Genomic DNA, 14,451 nt, shown 5'->3' on the forward strand with positions numbered 1-14,451 from the left:
TACCCTCGCCACTGTTATTTTTTAATGATTTGTTTGTGATACTTCGCTCGTCGAATTTAAGGCAGTACGTAAAAAGCCAGCAAATAAGCAATTCATTATGAATATCGGAGTAGTGAGGTTTTTTGATTTTGGGAACTGTGATAAGTGGATACACCTAAAAGTGGTATTATTTCAGGCTGGGTTGCAGCGATAGCTGTTGCCTGTATATGGGGAGTGACTGGCGTTGTTGCGAAGCCATTATCAATGGCGATTGACCCTATTACATTGGTTTTTTTCACTTACCTTACTTCCGTTATTGGCCTTTCTGTTGTTTTTGCATTTACTTCCCGCAGTAAAAGCCTTAGCAAAGAACTCGGATCATCCTTAAGAATTGAGAAAAAAGATATTTTAAGGATTGCTTTTTGTGGTGTTGTCGGCCAAGGTGCATTCGCTTTATTTAATATTCCCTGAATCCGTGAGTTCACTGTAGCCCAACTCCTCTGGATCAACCACAAAACGTAAGTTCCAAGTTAAAATGCACCCACTCTAATTTTCACCACCTGGGTGCATTTTTGTGAAACTGAAAATTGAACAATCACAGACGGAATTTTATACACCGGTCGCAGGGCTTTATTTCGTTGGTCATGCACTCAACAAAAAGACAGCGTTAAGCAAATCCCTGCGCAAAATAAAAAAAAGGCACCGTATCACTCATATCGACCTGATCAGAGCTTACTGCGGCCAACTGGCTCAGGGTAAAAGTGATTTTGATAATGTTGATAATAACCGGGATAACGACTGGTTCCGGTTGGCAATGGGCATTAAACAAATGCCTTCAGCCAGCCGCTTAAGACAGCGTTTCAATGAAGATGCCGCCCAACTGATTCCTTTCATCGAGGACAGCCTTACCGATGTCCTGGTTAATCTTCAGGTGCCCGTCACACCCCTTCCGAAAAAACTCGATAAGAAGCAGCACATACCACTGGATATCGACGTATTCCCTATGGATAACAGCAATACCAAAAAGGAGGGGGTCGAGTACACGTATAAAAAATTCTTTGGTTATGCCCCTATTGCCGCTTACTTTGGCTGCGAAGGCTGGTGCCTGGGATGTGAATTACGCCCAGGCTCTCAGCACTCCCAGAATGATTTTATTGGCTTTTTACAAGCAGTGCTGCACCGCAGCCGACGTTTGACCCGAGCGCCTATTCTGGTTCGCCTTGATAGTGGCCACGATGCTGAGGAATCGCGCCGGGAAATCGCCGGGTTCAAAGGTGTGAATCACATTATCAAGCTCAACCCAAGAAAGTATCACACCAAGGAACACTGGCTCCCCATTTTTGAAGAAAAGCAAGTCAAATGGGAGGAGTCGCGTCCAGGAAAGAGTTATGCGACACTCTCAACCGTCTATGAAACCAACTATGGTAACCAGCGTCTGATTATTCGCATTATCAAGCGTACCACTGATACTGTAGGGCAGAGATTTCTGACACCCGATTATGAGCTGGAAGGATGGTGGACAACACTCAGCGAAGCTGACTACAGCGATGATCAGATCATTAATCTTTATGAGGATCATGCGACCAGCGAGCAGTTTCACAGTGAGTTGAAGACTGATATGGATTTAGAGCGCCTGCCTTCAGGCAAGTTTGACACCAACGACCTGGTGATGTGTTTGGGTGCACTGGTCTATAACATTCTGCGCTACATGGGGCAGAGTTGCTTGCTCGGGCCAGATGCGCCGGTACGTCATAAAGCCAAACGACGCCGGTTAAAAACCGTGATACAGGAACTCATCTACCTGGCTGCCCGTCTTCTGAAAAAAGGACATCAATACCGGCTACGCTTTGGTCGTTACTGTCCTGGTTTCAGGTCTTTCCATCAATTAATAAGCCAGCATGCACTTTGTTGATTGAATAGCGAGATAGAAAAAAATGCCATAAATGAGAAAGTACTGTATTGATAACGGTAGGGCTTCTTTCAACCTGTCTTCAAGTTTGATGATATTTTGATCAGCATTTATGCTTAAAAACGACATAAAAACACTTCAATCAATAACCCGAGTTATTTTCAAAGGAAAAAATTAATCAGCACATTTTCAAAACTGCCGGGCAAATCAAGAAATCACGGATTCAGGTATTCTTTCTCTTTCCCATATTGGCGTCACAGAAAACGCAGTTGTTCAAGGCATGCAGCCCTTTGCAACCGTATTTTTTGGCATGATGTTCATGGGTTTCAAAATGAATAAAATTCAGTGGGGAGCATTTGTTGCCTCAGCTCTTTGCATTATTGCCATGAGTCTTGGACCAACAAACAAGGTAGAGGGTGGCATACCCATGCTGGGATTTGCCCTGGTGACAGCCTCCATGCTTTCTTTGGCCTGGACCTCACACCTGCGTTGCAGTTTGGCAGAAAAATACGGTTCCGTAGTCGCTATGTTTTACCAGTACCTGTCTGTTTCCATTGCTGGTGTGATTGCGGCATTTACACTAAATCTCGACTTGTCCCAAATTCAAATTATTTTCTCTAATCCAAAGCTCACGGGCTTGCTGATTTTCCTGGGAATGGGAATCGCCGGTGGAAGTTATTTAGTACAGCTTTATTCATTCTCAAAAATTGGAGTTGAAAAAGCATCCATGACTCTAAACCTGATGCCTTTAGTTGGTTATATCGTTGCGGTTCTGGCATTGGGTGAGCAAATGGCATTGGGTAAAACCATTGTTGTTACCTTAATTGTGGTAGCGCTATATATTTTCAATAAATACGAGTCAAAAGAAGCAGACAAAGTAGAATCCACTCAGTTGTTGAATCCTCAATAAGTCTGATAGCTATTTATTAAGCCACCCCACATATTGAGGTGGCTACACACTATCTCGAAACAAACCAATATCTGTTACTCAGCGAAAAGCATGATGGTTTTCGCGAGAGAAATTCTGGAGCCTGAACCATGACCATTGAACAACAAGTGATCGCCTGGCGTCGTCATATCCACAAACACCCCGAGTTTGGTTTTGAAGAGCAGCTTACCTCGGAAATGGTGGCTCGGTGTCTTGAGGAAATGGGCATAGAGGTTCATAGAAATATTGGCAAAACAGGTGTGGTAGGGATACTTAAGTGTGGAAGCAGTGAACGGTCCATAGGGCTTCGTGCTGATATGGATGCCCTTCATATTAAAGAGCAAAATTGTTTTGCCCATGCATCGGTTCATGAGGGAGTTATGCATGCCTGTGGTCATGATGGTCATACGGCAATGTTGTTAGGTGCTGCACACGAGCTGGCAAGAACCCATAATTTTGACGGCACTGTTTACTTTATTTTTCAGCCTTGCGAAGAACATGGTCTGGGTGCCAAAGCAATGATCGCCGATGGGCTTTTTACCCGGTGGAACATTGATGCAGTCTATGCCATACATAATTTGCCCGGTATCGCTGAAGGTCATATCGTAACCCGCCCAGGCTCATTGATGGCCAGTGAAAGTAGTTTTGAAATTGATGTTATTGCCACAGGTGGACACGCTGCATTACCTCATATGGGAACAGATCCGATTGTGGTTGGTGCGCAAATTGTCACAGCGATGCAAACCATTGTTTCTCGTAACCTGAGTGCTATCGATGAAACGGCCGTTATATCCATTACGGAATTCACCACCAATGGTACAGTGAACGTCATTCCATCCCAGGTTAAAATAAAGGGCGATACCCGAAGCTTTACCGATGAAGCACTGCACAAAATAGAAGCAGCTATTGAGCGTGTTGTTAAGGGGCAGTGTCTGTCTGCGGGTGTTGAATACAAGTACACATTCAACAATAGTTTTTTATCCACTATCAATAGCGATAAAGAGACACAGCATGCAATCAGTGCTGCTCAAAAAGTGGTAGGTGAAGATCAGGTGAACGGTAACTGCCAGCCTTTTACCATTAGTGAAGATTTTTCATTTATGCTTCGCGAAGTACCTGGCTGTTACATCCTCATGGGGAACGGCATTGGTGAGTGTGGCGGTACTGCGCTTCATAACCCCAATTATGACTTCAATGACAAGATTCTGATGAATGGAGTGAAGTATTGGCAGGTGCTGGTTGAGGAACAACTGGCGAAGTAATACTCACCCTCTACGTCCCTATGGAGTGCTTAGCAGGAAAGGTTGATGGAGAATACGCTTTTATTCTCCATCAGCCCTCAACCCTCCCGTTATTAATGTGCCTTCGCCAAACAGTCAATAATAGGACACTCTGGCAGCTCATCTCCGTGACAACACTCCGTCATCAATTGGAGGCTATCCCTGATGGATTGTAGCTGGGTAATTTTTTTCTCAATATCTTCAATCTTCTTCATTGTCAGGGCCTTCACATCGGAACTTTTTCTGCCTTTGTCCTTGTATAGGTTCATAAGTTCGGCACACTCCTTTAGCGTAAACCCCAGTTTTCTGGCCTGATTAATAAATGCCAGCTCTTTCAGGTTATCCCTGCTGTATTCACGGTAGCCATTCTGTTGTCGGCAAGCGGGCGTAATTAACTGAATGCTTTCATAATAGCGAATGGTCTTTGGTGTTAGTCCTGTGGCCTCGGCTGCTTTTGAGATATTCATCAGAATGTTTCCCGGAGAGATGATTTAAAAAGTTTCAATCGGTTGGCATTGGATACTACGGTGACGGAAGATAGTGCCATTGCTGCCCCTGCTATGACCGGATTGAGGAGCATTCCTGTCAATGGGTATAACACACCCGCAGCCACCGGAATACCTAATGAGTTGTAGATAAAAGCGCCCAGTAGGTTTTGTTTGATATTTCGAAGTGTGGCCCGGGAAAGCTCCACAGCATTTGCCAGTCCATGGAGTGATGGACGAATAAGCGTGATATCAGCGGATTCAATGGCTATATCGGTTCCTGTACCAATGGCAAAGCCTACATCGGCTCTCGCTAATGCAGGGGCATCATTGATGCCATCACCGGTCATTCCGACTTTTTCACCCTGTTGTTGTAGCTGACTAATATGGCGATCCTTATCTTCAGGTAACACTTCGGCGTACACCTGATCTATACCGATTTCATTTGCCACTGTCTCTGCCGTCAGCCAGTTGTCTCCGGTTAGCATTACCAGCTTAATACCTAACCGGTGTAATCTCTGTATGGCAGCCACTGAATCCTTGCGTATGGGGTCAGCCACAGCGATTAATCCAGCCAGCTGGTTATCTACTGCCAGGTACATGGGAGTCTTTCCACGGGCTGCAAGTGTTTGGGCCTGTGAGGTCAGAATATCGGTATTTATTCCGTTCCCGGTCATTAGCTTGTTATTACCCAGTAAAAGACTCTGGTCTTGCACTTGCCCCTTAACACCCTGTCCGGTAATGGACGAAAAGTTAGCTGCGGGTAATAAAGTAAGGTTTTTATCTTTTGCCGAGCTGATGATGGCTTCGGCCAGAGGGTGCTCTGAACTGGCTTCCAGGCTGGCGGCCAGAGTCATCAGTAAATCTTCAGAAATAGTATGAACAGGCAAAATGTCCGTGACTTGAGGTTTTCCCTCTGTAATCGTGCCTGTTTTGTCAAGAACCAGTGATGTTATATTACTGGCCTGTTGTAAGGCATCACCGTTGCGCACCAGCATCCCCATTTCTGCTGCCTTGCCTACCCCCACCATGACGGACATGGGTGTAGCAAGACCCAAAGCGCAGGGGCAGGCTATGATCAGAACCGTGGTAAAGACAACCAGGGTATGAGCCGCTTTGGGGTCAGGACCAAAATAAAACCATATTGCTGCGGCCACCAGGGCTATCAGGATCACAGCGGGGACAAATACAGCGGCTATTTTATCAGCTAACCGGGCTATGGGCATTTTGGAACCTTGCGCTTTTTTCACTAAAGCAATGATGTGGGCAAGGGCTGTTTCATTACCAACTTTATCAGCTTTAACCAGTAAACTGCCGTTTTTATTCAGGGTTCCCGCAGTCACCGGATCACTCTTTTGTTTACTAACAGGCACTGGTTCTCCGGTCAGCATGGATTCATCTATCAGACTGGCGCCGTCAATAACGATCCCGTCCACCGGTATTTTCTCACCGGGACGAATACGCAGGATATCACCCTTTATAACCTGATTAATGGGTATAGCCATTTCCTGATTATTGCGAATAACCTGTGCTGTTTTTACCTGTAACCCAAGCAGCTTTTTTATGGCTTCGCTGGTTTTGCCCCTGGCTCTTAGTTCGAGGGCATGGCCCAGGTTAATCAGGCCAATAATCATGGCGGAGGCTTCAAAATAGACATGGCGGGCACTGGCGGGCAGTGACTCAGGGAATAAAACCACTAGCATGGAATAAAGCCATGCCGCGCCGGTTCCCGTGGCAATAAGGGTGTCCATATTGGCGTTGCGGTATTTCAGTGATTGCCACATCCCGGCAAAATAGTGTTTTCCCGAGAAAAAAAGTACCAGGAAGGTTAGCACTCCAACTCCTCCCCAGGCCAGTTGCTGACTGGAGTTATTAATGCTCATCTCGCCAGTAATAACTCCCCAGGCCATAAGGGGAATACCCAGTCCAAGGGCAATGGTGGTGTGTTTGAGCAGATAGCGGTATTGCGCCTTATCTTCCTGTTCCTGTTGTAAACGACGTTCTTCTTCCTGGTCTATCAAATACCCCGGAAAGCCGATTTTTTCCAGTGCTTCCAAGATGGTAGCCAGTATTACTGAGCCTTCTATGGTCAGGGTTTTGTCTGAGAGATTGACAGTGGCTTTTTTAATCCCGGACAGCTGATTTATGGCGGTTTCAATTTTATTGACACAGGATGTACAACGGATGGAGGGAATGGAAATAAGAAGTACTTTGTCATTAACGGGCTTTATGACCGATGCATCAAAACCGGCAGTTTTGATCGCATTTATCAATGCTTTCGAATCAGTATTTCCCGAGATTGTTGCCGTTCTGTCTGCAAAATTGACGGAAGCCCGGGAAACGCCGGGTACGGCGAGCAAGGCTTTCTCTATCTTGCCAACACAGCCCGCACAGCTGACTCCTGAGAGCTTTAGCTGAGTCTGTAGTCCTGCCATTGTTGAAAATCCCATAATAATCTTGATATTACAGGTAGGATAACCTTTACCCTAACTGGAAGGTAAAGGTGGGAAGGAATGCTTTTAATTAAAAGTCTTATATTTGATGTGAACTTTTTAATATGAATTTTGTCTTTTGAATGGAATACATCCCCATGTATATAAATATATTGACTAATAATATTAAGGTGGTAATAAATGTTGGGAAAAGAAATAAATAGAGCCTGTTATTTTAGCAGGGTTTTAAGTGTTTTTTTTATTGTAGTTCTATCTAATGTACTAACTGCTCCGGCGAATGCGCAATCGGGTGATGATGAGGAAGATATTTTTAAATATCTTTTTGAAAAAGCTGCTCAAAAAGCCGGGCATAAAGTCAATATGAATGATAACGAGGATTTTTTTTATAAGGGCAATGACTTTATAATAGCTAATTCAGAAAAGGGATCAATCTATATCAATACAGGACAACTGTATATGGGGGCTGACAGTGGATTTAGATTTGGCGCAGCTGTCCCTGAAAAAACAAAAAACAAACCTGAAACAAAGACTGCTGATGCCTCTCCTCACGCCAAAGAAAGAAGGTGTAACTATCTGAATTCAGAGCCTGTTGTTAGTTATGATCAGCTTCGCAGAGATTTTCAGATCTATCAAAGTGATATAAAGAAAATGAGTAGCGATGACCTATGTATTGGGCTAGATGAAATTTATGAAGTGGCGTCCAGATTAAAAATGAAAGCAGGATTACCACCTGGTGAATCAAAAAATAAAGCAATGAAAGTCTTTGAATTGGTCAAAGAAATATATGTCCCTCCATATGGGCCTCTTTATATTACAGGTGTCGATGTTGTCCGCCTGGCGGAAGCCTCTATGGCTGTTGATGTTGCCAAGTTGGAAATGGGAAATAGACCCGTAATTAAGAGTTGTTTTCCTAAAGATGGAACGGAATGTGTGACATATAGAGAGCCTTTATGCCGTGATGCAGGAAAAAGTGGCGATTGTCATTCGGTAGGTGCATCAATAAATCTTGATGTGGCCAATTTATTTCGACTTTTAGAAATAATCCGGGCGGCAGGTGTTCAGGAGCAGTCGGTTTATGGGGACTCAATATGTCAGGGATGTCCAAGGCACCGGCTAACATTGGATTTGGCTGCTTTATCTAACAGCTTTTTTTATGCTAAAGATAGACGAATTGAGGAGTTGGTAAATCTGGCATTTTCTCCTGAAAATAACGGTTTTTCTATAGCTAATATGGCTAAGCTATTGCCTCTTCTATCCAATGGAGGGCGGGGAATGAATGCAGCTGCTGATACGCTATTAAGAATAGCTGACAGTACAGACAAACCGAGTTTTGATGATGTGTATGATGCAGCTATTGAAAGAAAGGCTGAAGCGGTTAATCCCGGAAAATCAGATATTGGATTCCTGAAGCATGAAGTGGATAGAGGCATTTATTATATGGATAAGCCCATTGACCTTAAGGATCTGGAGCAGGCTTTTAAATGATATGCCATAGTCTATGGACAATAGTAATTATTATTGTCCATAGAGTGGTTTCTAAACTAGTGCCATAGCAATCAGCGTCACCGGATGAAGTACCTTATGGTCAGTATTCATCTCCACCTGCATTTTGCATGACTCACAGTCTGTGATGATATAGTCAGCTTCCGTTGTCTTTATTTGCTCCAGCATCTTATTGGCAATTTTTTGGGAAGTATCATAGTTCTCTTTCTTAAAGCCATAAGTACCGGACAAGCCACAGCAATTCTGGTCAAGCAGGGTCAGTTCCAGTCCCGGGATTTCCCGCATCAGCTCAACGGTATGAACCACTCCCCCCATACGAATCAAGTGACAGGGGCTATGGTAGGCTACCTTCAGGTTAAGGGGCTTCATTTCCGGCTTATTTCCGGATGCAAATTCCTTGATCAGGAACCGGGAGACAAACTGGATCTGATCTTTAAAGGCAGAGTTATCCACATCCAGCATATCCGGATACTCATCCCGTAACGTCATGGCGCAGCTTGAAGAGGATGAGATAACGGCTTCTGAACCGGCATCCAGGCTTTTGGCAAACTGAGTCATATTCAGGTCAGCATTTTTACGGGCCTTTTTCAGGAAGCCGTTGGCAATGAGAGGGACGCCACAACATTTTTCTTTTGCCGTTAATCGCACACCAATATTAATGGCATTTAAAACAGCCACCAGGTCTTTACCCACTGCGGGTACGTTGTAATTGGTGTAGCAACCGTGGAAATAGGTGATCTTGCGGTCAAAACGTTCCTGGTTTCCGGCATGTTTGCCAAACCATTTACGGAATGTCTGGAAGGTGTATTTCGGCAGTGTCCGTCGTTCATCAACCCCCAGGGTTTTGTCCAGTAGTTTTTTCACAGGCTTCATGGCCGTTACTACATTGACAATAGGTGCGGTGGTTGAAGACAGGGTACCCATCAAGTCAGTATGGCTCAGCATAAACTCCCGGGGACCCTGCTTGAACCCGTCATGGCGAGCCTTGGCCTTCTGAATAATTGTGCCGATATGGACATTGGACGGGCAGGCCACCTCACAGCGTTTACAGTTGGTGCAATACTTCAGGGCATCGTCGTACAGGCCGGGGCTTTTGATGCGAAATCGTTCGCCATCAGGGCCAGCCTGCTTGGGGCCGGGATAATCAGGGCGTGCTTCAGCAACCGGGCAGCGGGTGGTGCAAACGGTGCATTTGATACAGTTATCAAAGGTGGTGTCTGTGAGAGATAGCATCTTAATTACCGGCGCAGGCTTGATATGCAGCAATAATTTGTTCGGCAGCATGGAAGCCTGTGGCAATGGATACACCACCGGCTGAACCTTCTGCTACCGGGTTAAAACCGGCCAGCACAGAGCCAACACAGTACATATTTTCAATGGGCAGACCCTGGCGCGTTGGTTGCAACTGCTGGTTGCAGCTGACACCGTATTCAATAAAATGATGAGCCTTGCTGTCCAGGAATTTTCCTGATGCCCATAGTGACCGGTCTGAAGGGGCTTCCACATCAAGGTCAAAGGTTGGCTCAATGATGCGATTTTGCTTGCTTAGGAGTCCTTTGCTGAAGAAACTGCCGGAAGCCAGAACAAAGTGATTGGCATACAGGGGCAGATCCTTGTTGTAATGGGTCTCAATACTCACCAGGCGACCATTATCAAAGTTGCCTTTTTCCACCAGATCTCCTTCAATAAGCATCCCGCCCAGCTTGTTGAACTGCCTTTTCAGGGCGTTAGCAATGCGCAGGCCTGGTAGTGAGGGAGGCAGGCTTGCCACTTCCATAATCTGACAGCCAATTTTTTGTGATAATTCAGGAATACGGCTTCTGCCCAGTGAGTCCTCCAAAACGGCAGGTATGATAAGCAAATCCGAAGAACCTGCTGCGCCTCCAAGGGCGTTTGTCAGTCGCTGAAAGTTATCGGCATGATTTAACGCCCGTGCTAATTCGATAGAGCGAAGCTCAAACGGATTTCGGGTTTCCAGACCCAGCTCCCTGGCAGTAATGGTTTTACTGGTAATCCTGGCTTGTTGAAATGCCGGGTGCTGCTTTAGACCTGCAACTGCAAGAGAAGGCTGAAAATCCCTGAATCCGGCGATATTAACAATAGCAATGCGCTGAATTCCCTTTGCGGGCTGTTTTATAGGCAGTGGCATCATACCGGGTTGGTAAAGCCAGGCTGGACGAAGGCTGCCCAATGCCGTTGTTCGCCAGTGATTATCTTCACTCTGGCTGGCCATGGGAACTCCGGCAACGTCAAGGTGGTGGCAAAAGCGGTGCAGACCTTGTTTAAGTGTGTCTACCCCAACCTTGCTATAAGGGTGGTTGGGGTTACTTTCTGCAAGCTTGGCCACGGCGGGAAAAGGTGATTGCACGACACTGCCATCGCTATGATAACCAAGGATGTCAATAGCGCCAGAGGCAAAAGTCAGGGAACTTTCCCCGAAACTGATTACTGCCGTTTTCAAGCCTGCTTCGGCGCAGCGGATGGCAGAGGTCAGTCCAGCCAGCCCGCCGCCAATAATTATGCTGTCATATCTCATGCTGCTGGCTTCTCTTTTACTGGGCTTTGTGTAATGGCAGGTTGTGCCAAATTGATATCAAGGGGTTCTGTTGCTTTTTGCAGGCTGCTATAGCCTAGCAATGATTCATAAATCCAGTGACTGAACTCAGCTTCCCGCAAGGCATCGCCCCATAGGACTGGCTGATTGCCTTTCCAGCGCTCTTCCAGGAATTCACCAATGCTATTCAGGGGCTGCTGTGGTTCTGTGGGGATTAGATCCTGGATAATGCCTGCCGCACGACAGGCACAGAGTTCGCCCTGACAAGGCCCCATACCCAGCCGTGTCCGACGACGAAGATCCACTAAGTCCGGGGCATTGAGTTTTTCAACGGCGTATTCGATTTCCCCCCGGGTTACCATTTCACATTCACAAACAATGGCATTCTTTTCTTCATTTTCGGAAAGGAACATTGCTGCCCGCTCACCATGGCGATATTTTGCGGAAACAGACACCGGAGCTGACAGGGTTGGCGTTTGAATATCTGCCTGTTCACCACAGGCTCCCGGTAAAGGAACTTCGGCAGTACAGCAGGGAGTGCTATTGCCCAGGTGTTTGGCAACGGCATCTGTGGCTTTTTCTGCCATCAGGCGATAAGTCATCAGCTTGCCACCGGTAATAGTTACCAGTCCAGGTAAACCGTCATTGTCTGCATGGTCCATTAACACAATTCCGCGGCTGATATTCCGGCCTGTACTGTCTCCCAGGGCAACCAAAGGGCGTACTCCCGCATAGGCCCGAAGAATTCGGGAGCGTGACATGACAGGAGCCAGCTTTTCTCCTTCGCGGATCAGAATATCCACCTCTTCAGGATCAATTTTCAGATTATCAATTTCACCGTAGGGGATTTTTTGGGATGTAGTGCCAATCAGGGAAATGGTGTCGCCAGGAACCAGAATGTCAGCGTCAGCCGGTTTACGACAGCGGTTAAGCACCATGCTGTTAATCCGATAATCCATGATGAGCAGAGAACCCTTTGAAGGGATCATATGGATAGAAAGGTCGGCATATTCTGCAATTTGTTGTCCCCATATCCCGGCAGCATTCACCACTTGTTGAGCGCGAACAGCAATGCGTTCCCCGGTTTTAATGTGGGTGGCATGAATGCCGCAGACACGGCCATTTTCAACAATCAGTCCCTGAACCCGGGTGTAATTGAGCAGCTGGCCGCCATGTTCTTCGGCGTCAAGAATGTTGGATGCTGTCAGGCGAAAGGGATCAATGGTTCCATCAGGAACCTTTACAGCGCCCAGTAATCGTGGGTTGACGTTTGGCTCTAGTTTCAATGCCTGCTGTGAAGAGAGTAGCTCTGTTTCAATGCCTGACGTATTACAGGCTTCGATAAATGTCTTTTGAAAAGACACGTCATCCTCGGGCAGGGTGATAAATAATCCGCCGGTTTCTTCTATGCAGTGACGGGCGACTTTCTTAAGGATTTTGTTTTCCTGGATGCACTCTTTGGCAGAGTGGGCGTCAGTGACAGCATAACGGCCTCCGGAATGAAGCAAGCCGTGGTTGCGGCCGGTAGCTCCAGTGGCAATATCATCTTTCTCGATCAGAATTGCACGAATGCCCCGCAGTGAGCAGTCACGAAGGACACCGGCTCCTGTAGCGCCACCGCCGATGATGACAACGTCTGTTTCAAGGGTTTTCATTAGAGGCCTGGTTAGGTTAGATACGCGTCTTTACAAACATTATGTAGGGGGATTTTAATGTTCGAAATGATTTATATCAACATTCGACTGTGTTCGTATTGGTTCGATAGTAGGTTTGGTTGTGATTTTTTGGTGATTTGTGGCGTGTGGTGTGCTTGCGTCTATTTGTTGATGTTCTATGGGGGTTGGAGAAGGGGGGGGATCTTTCATCTATTATAATTACTTATCGCTAGTTGATGTACTAGGGTCAAGCTTATGAAGAAAGTAAGGATAAGATATAGTTTACTTATATCAGGATTGTTGTTTTTTGTTGAGCTGCGTGCATTTGATGTTTTTTTTGAGGAGGTCGCTGACATTCAGTTAACAAGCGCCGTAGGTCAGATCGATTTTTATGATAATTCATTGCTGGTCGTGCATGGGAAATGTATTTATTTATATCCTTTGGGGATAAACCGTGGTGATCGAATACTATGTTTTGGTGACGATTCTGGAGAAGTGAGTGTTAGGGAAGAAGTGAATTTTGCACAGAGTGATGATAACAAATATGTAGCAGTCAGTGATAAGAGAAAAGTTTATCTTGCAAAGTGGGGGGAGAGCTTAGCTTTAGATGTCATGGATGAGTTCAGTGTAGAAAACAAAGGAATTTGCCAGTTTGACAGGCATTCCAGGCATCTTTTAACAAAGATAGATTCTAGGCCCCCCGGACTTCAGATAAGAAAAATACAAGATGATGGTAAAATGGATGACTGCCTATGGCTAACAAAGCAAGAGAATAAATTTGAATTTTCAAAAGCGAAACGGCATCTTCCAGACCTTCTAAGTGGTACAGTTTTTAAAAATGAGGAAGTAGTGGATGATGTCTTTGTAAGTCTAGATGCCTGCGCTTATGCTGTTGTAGTTAAACCTAAAGCAGAGTTGAATAGGAAACAATGTATTTATGTACTTTATCAGAGTGAAATTAGAGAAGGAGTTTTAACTCAGGTAGGGGATACTATTCAAGTTTCAGGAAAGCACTCAATAGTTTTTGACGTCCTGTTTAGTAGATACTTTGGGTTAATAGTTTCTAGATATTTTGAGGATTATAGGTTGAGGGGGCTTGACGTAGAGAATGGTCATTGGAAAACAATAGATTATGGTGGATATGATGGTACTGTTGATTTTAGCCCCGACAGTCAGTATTTGCTTATATATAAACAGACACAAAGGTATATTTGTACTAAAGGCCCTAGAAGGGTATATGCTGAGCAAGCAATATTAAAAAAAATCAATCCTAATGATTTTTGTATTGATAATGAAGATATCTTTGAGCATGAAGAGCATTTAATCAGTCACGTTTTTAGCTCTAATAGCCAGTGCTTAGTTATTGGGTTTAAGGACGGTCATATAAAATATCTAAAAAAACAGGGGGGGAGGTGGGTCGAGTTAACCTTTGATCGGAGTAAAGTCCAATGCTGGGATGAGCGCAAGCAACGTTTTGCAGGTCCTTACTCCCTGATTCTTAGTCGTGATTGTCAATACTTGGCAGTCATGTATAGCTTTCATACGGTAAAAGTTTTTAGGATTGTAGAGTAGAAGGGGGAATGATATTTTCTGTGATTTTGAAATATCCTTTTTCCTTCCTGTCCTTTTTTATTTTAAGGCAGGTGTCAGTTAAAAGATTAAGTCAAGACTATTTGGGTGTAAAAGGTCATCAGGTGATAGGTCT

The 14,451-nt window shown here is 45.2% G+C and carries 11 protein-coding genes; 6 read left to right on the forward strand and 5 right to left on the reverse strand.

Translation table 11 applies throughout. The annotated features are described in order from the left end of the window. Window positions 1-144: 144 nt before the first annotated feature. The 4 genes from MJ595_RS07415 (at window position 145) to MJ595_RS07430 (ending at window position 4,078) form a co-directional block, all read left to right on the forward strand. Window positions 145-450, forward strand: coding sequence for a DMT family transporter (locus tag MJ595_RS07415; protein ID WP_263081806.1), 306 nt, complete (start codon window positions 145-147; stop codon window positions 448-450). Window positions 451-553: 103 nt separating this feature from the next. Then, window positions 554-1,891, forward strand: coding sequence for an IS1380 family transposase (locus MJ595_RS07420; protein ID WP_263078015.1), 1,338 nt, complete (start codon window positions 554-556; stop codon window positions 1,889-1,891). A gap of 328 nt (window positions 1,892-2,219) precedes the next feature. Continuing rightward, entirely contained in the window at window positions 2,220-2,798 is a 579-nt protein-coding gene (locus MJ595_RS07425) for an EamA family transporter (protein WP_263081807.1), read from the forward strand. Window positions 2,799-2,926: 128 nt separating this feature from the next. Next, entirely contained in the window at window positions 2,927-4,078 is a 1,152-nt protein-coding gene (locus MJ595_RS07430; protein ID WP_263081808.1) for a M20 family metallopeptidase, read from the forward strand. Between the two features lie 92 nt (window positions 4,079-4,170). Here MJ595_RS07430 and cueR read toward each other — a convergent pair whose 3' ends face one another. Both cueR and MJ595_RS07440 read right to left on the reverse strand, forming a co-directional pair. Further along, complete coding sequence (gene cueR / locus MJ595_RS07435) at window positions 4,171-4,563, reverse strand: Cu(I)-responsive transcriptional regulator (RefSeq protein WP_263081809.1); 393 nt, start codon at window positions 4,561-4,563, stop codon at window positions 4,171-4,173. Continuing rightward, window positions 4,563-7,031: a heavy metal translocating P-type ATPase gene (locus MJ595_RS07440; RefSeq protein ID WP_263081810.1), complete on the reverse strand. Its 2,469-nt coding sequence runs from the start codon at window positions 7,029-7,031 to the stop codon at window positions 4,563-4,565. The genes cueR and MJ595_RS07440 overlap by 1 nt, the downstream gene beginning before the upstream one ends. 183 nt (window positions 7,032-7,214) lie before the next feature. Between MJ595_RS07440 and MJ595_RS07445 the strand changes: the two genes are divergently transcribed. Then, window positions 7,215-8,519, forward strand: a complete 1,305-nt coding sequence (locus MJ595_RS07445; protein WP_263081811.1) for a hypothetical protein — start codon at window positions 7,215-7,217, stop codon at window positions 8,517-8,519. Between the two features lie 51 nt (window positions 8,520-8,570). Here the strand turns inward: MJ595_RS07445 and glpC are convergent, their stop codons facing one another. Genes glpC through glpA form a run of 3 tightly spaced genes read right to left on the reverse strand, consistent with a single transcriptional unit; the run spans window position 8,571 to window position 12,746 of the window. Further along, window positions 8,571-9,821, reverse strand: a complete 1,251-nt coding sequence (gene glpC / locus MJ595_RS07450) for an anaerobic glycerol-3-phosphate dehydrogenase subunit GlpC (protein ID WP_263081813.1) — start codon at window positions 9,819-9,821, stop codon at window positions 8,571-8,573. Next, entirely contained in the window at window positions 9,772-11,073 is a 1,302-nt protein-coding gene (glpB, locus tag MJ595_RS07455) for a glycerol-3-phosphate dehydrogenase subunit GlpB (protein WP_263081814.1), read from the reverse strand. The genes glpC and glpB overlap by 50 nt, the downstream gene beginning before the upstream one ends. Next, window positions 11,070-12,746: an anaerobic glycerol-3-phosphate dehydrogenase subunit A gene (gene glpA / locus MJ595_RS07460; RefSeq protein WP_263081815.1), complete on the reverse strand. Its 1,677-nt coding sequence runs from the start codon at window positions 12,744-12,746 to the stop codon at window positions 11,070-11,072. Before glpA ends, glpB begins: the two co-directional genes overlap by 4 nt. 255 nt (window positions 12,747-13,001) lie before the next feature. Here glpA and MJ595_RS07465 point away from each other — a divergent pair, with 255 nt between their 5' ends. Continuing rightward, entirely contained in the window at window positions 13,002-14,318 is a 1,317-nt protein-coding gene (locus MJ595_RS07465) for a hypothetical protein (RefSeq protein ID WP_263081817.1), read from the forward strand. The last annotated feature ends 133 nt before the right edge of the window (window positions 14,319-14,451 follow it).

Origin of the sequence: Endozoicomonas sp. Mp262 (assembly GCF_025643335.1) — a bacterium.
Lineage (GTDB): Bacteria > Pseudomonadota > Gammaproteobacteria > Pseudomonadales > Endozoicomonadaceae > Endonucleibacter.